At 60.9% G+C, this 3,136-nt stretch carries 3 protein-coding genes; all 3 read right to left on the bottom strand.

Going from position 1 to position 3,136, the window contains the following annotated elements; all coding sequences use genetic code 11:
* Positions 1–153: 153 nt before the first annotated feature.
* Positions 154–579: a contact-dependent growth inhibition system immunity protein gene (locus AACH06_RS29940; protein WP_341429494.1), complete on the bottom strand. Its 426-nt coding sequence runs from the start codon at positions 577–579 to the stop codon at positions 154–156.
* 93 nt (positions 580–672) lie between these two features.
* Positions 673–1,065, bottom strand: a complete 393-nt coding sequence (locus tag AACH06_RS29935; protein ID WP_341429493.1) for a hypothetical protein — start codon at positions 1,063–1,065, stop codon at positions 673–675.
* A 535-nt stretch (positions 1,066–1,600) separates the two neighbouring features.
* On the bottom strand, positions 1,601–2,098 hold the full coding sequence (locus tag AACH06_RS29930) for a GNAT family N-acetyltransferase (RefSeq protein WP_341429492.1): 498 nt from the start codon (positions 2,096–2,098) through the stop codon (positions 1,601–1,603).
* Positions 2,099–3,136: the final 1,038 nt, after the last annotated feature.

The raw sequence follows: 3,136 nt of genomic DNA, 5'->3' as shown, positions 1-3,136 counted from the left end.
TGGCCGCCGGAGGACGGACAGCCCATGCCGACGATTGAGACGCTCCAAAAGAAGGCTCGGACATGCCGCTGCGCCTTAACCAACCTGCTGCCTTCTAATGCCTAACGTTCGACGTAAGGGGCCTGCCGCAGGCAGGTCCCCTTGACGGAGGGGTTAGGCGGCAGTGTCTTGAGCAAGGAAAGCATCGATTTCCTTTCGCAGCTTGCGGTCGGAGCTAAATGGCTCATGGGCTTGAGCCAATGCGCTCTTGGCCTGGCGAGCTACGGCGAGGAGGCGACGGTATTGATCTCGGTGTTGGCTCCAGTATTCGGCTCCAACGCCGAGCAAGCTAAGAAGCAAATCGCCGGGATAGTAATCGCTATCGAGCAGGGGCTCAGCCTCAGCAAAGTTGAGCGCGAGAGGAACAAGATGCCGAGCACCGACATCTTGCCCGATGAGAAGCCGGCAATCACCTGCCGACAGCGTCGCTATCGGCACTTTGCGAAGTGCATGACAGCGCGCCATGAGTGGCGTCGCGTCGGAAGGCGGGGGCGGCCATGGGTGGCCCTCAAGCTGCTCGAGAGTACGCGAGGTGTTCATTGCCGCCTAACGCTCGACGTAAGGGGCGGCTTGTGGCTTGCCGCAAGACGTCCCCTTGACGGAGGGGTTAGGGAACACGGTGTGGGCCGCCAGCTACTTGCTATTGGCCCGGGCTTCTAAGACTAGATTTTCTATCTGCTCATCAGAGAGCGCACTTAGCTCGGCGTAGGCGGCAGCTGTTGCCTCCCTTTTCCCGGTACCTTCCCCTACCAACTCATAGCGCCCGCTCTTGGGGAAAAGCATGAAGTAGAAGGGCACTGCCGGGCTGCCCTGAGCGGAGACGACAACCAAGGACTTCGCATCGGCGCAGCCATAGACTAACCACGGCACGTTGCCAAAAGTCTTTGGAATGGGCCCGGTCTCACACTTGAGCTGCGGCTGCGAACCGGCATCAGTGGGCTGCGCAAGCGTGATGACGCCAGTTGAACTGGCCAGGAGGCCGGCGAGAAGCGCAGGTAGGCGACGCATGGCAGATAAGTGGACCATTCTTGTTCCCTAACGTTCGACGTAAGGGGCTGGCCGCAGGCCAGTCCCCTTGACGGAGCGGTTAGGCAAAGCGAGTGGAGCACCGAGATGCCCGGAACGCAATGCCGCAACCGGCATGTATTTGAGGGCCGGTGGCCAGACGATGCAGTGACTGGCAAAGCAGAGTACTTGCATAACAAGCGCTACGACGTTGGGCGGCTGGGACGAAGTACTTCAGCGACCTTGGCAAAGCGCTGGAAGCTTGCCAAGACAAAGATCGCCCACAGAGTACCACCGGCCGTGACCAACGCGAGCGATTCCGGCGACCGCGGTGTGCTGATGCGGCCACCTACATGCGCCCAGGCTGACTTGAATACGGCTGGAGCCGCCACAGACCGCGCACTGGTCGCCGAAGGACGGACAGCCCACGCTGAGGATGAAGCGGGCACCCAGAAGCCGTAGACACGTCGCTGAGACTTCACCGGCCCCGCAGCCTTCTGATGCCTAACGTTCGACGTAAGGGGCTGGCCGCAGGCCAGTCCCCTTGACGGAGGGGTTAGGTTGCAGCTTGGAGGGGTGATGGCTGTGCACGATAGATGCTCTGCTCTGCACCGAAGCGATTGACATTGCCAACGAGGCAGAAGCCAAGATGCTCCAGCAACCGAACTGACGCTCCATTGGCCGACTGGGTTTCGGCTACGACGCGGGGAAGACCGATTGTGCCGAAGGCGTAGGCCAGCGCCTGCTTGACGGCTGCCCTCGCGTAGCCACGGCCCCAATGCTCGGGCAAGAAGAGATAGGAAACCTCAAGGTCTTCGAGATCGTGGTGCCGGTCCAGGAGAACGACACCAAGCAAGACCGGGCTGCCTGGAGCTGGGCGAACGGCCCAGGCCTGCCCCAAGTGGGAGATCAGCTCGGCGGCCCGCTGCTCGGCCAACTGAGGAGATAGGGGGCCACCCAAGAAAGCACGGACGATGGGCTCGGAGAACAGACGAGTGACCGGCAGCACATCGCTGGCTCGAAGCGACTCGAGTAGGCACGGAAGCGAGACCATGCAACCTAACGTTCGACGTAAGGGGCTGGCCGCAGGCCAGTCCCCTTGACGGAGGGGTTAGGCGTCGGGCGGTAGAACAGAGCTGAGACTGGCAGGAGAAGCACTTGATGCCTTGCTTGAACTTGACCTGATAGACCGGGCCCTACGCGACAACCCAAGACAGTACTGCCCCGAGACCCAAAGCATATGCCGCTGCAGAGATGGCTCGCATTTGATGGATTGACGAAATGGCAGATTCTGGTGGCTTGAGTGTGAGCAGCCTTAGAGCCCGAACGGGACCGCCTTGACGGATAGCAACCTGATGCCCCGGCCTGAAGATGGCCTCTGCATACGAGGGAAATTGCTGCTGAACCTCGCTTTGGCTTGCAACTGCCAGCAGCCACAAGTACACGAAGGCGAAGACGCTGCCCAGGCCGCAAATCAACGCGAGGAGACTCATGACGCCTAACGTTCGACGTAAGGGGCTGGCCTCAGGCCAGTCCCCTTGACGGAGCGGTTAGGCAGAGCGGCCAGAGCACCGAGATGCCAGGAACGCAATGCCGCAACCGACATGTATTTCAAACCCGGTGGCCCGACGAGCCGGTGATTGGTAAGGCAGAGTGCTTCCATAACAAGTGCTACGACGCTGGCGGGACGAGACGAAGAGTTTGAACTGCCTTGGCAATGGGCTGAAAGCTGAGCTTGGCAGAGATGACCCACAGAGTACCACCGGCGGTGACCAAGGAGAGCGATTCCAGCGACCGTAGCGTGCTGCTGCGGCCAGCCACATGTACCCAAGCTGACTTGAATACGGCTAGAGCCGCCACGGACCGTGCGCTGGGCGCCGAAGGACGGACAGCCCACGCTGACGATGAAGCAGGCAGCCGACATGCGTGGATATGCTGCTTCGGACTCAATGGTCAGCCCCTGCCTTCTGGTGCCTAACGTTCGACGTAAGGGGCTGGCCGCAGGCCAGTCCCCTTGACGAAGGGGTTAGACCTCAGCGTACCTGAACCATTTGGTTGCGCAGCGAATCCGGCACGTCCTGGAGCAGGACGA

The organism is Ideonella lacteola (assembly GCF_038066555.1).
Classification (GTDB): domain Bacteria; phylum Pseudomonadota; class Gammaproteobacteria; order Burkholderiales; family Burkholderiaceae_C; genus Ideonella; species Ideonella lacteola.
This window is presented reverse-complemented; position numbering and strand designations above follow the sequence as displayed.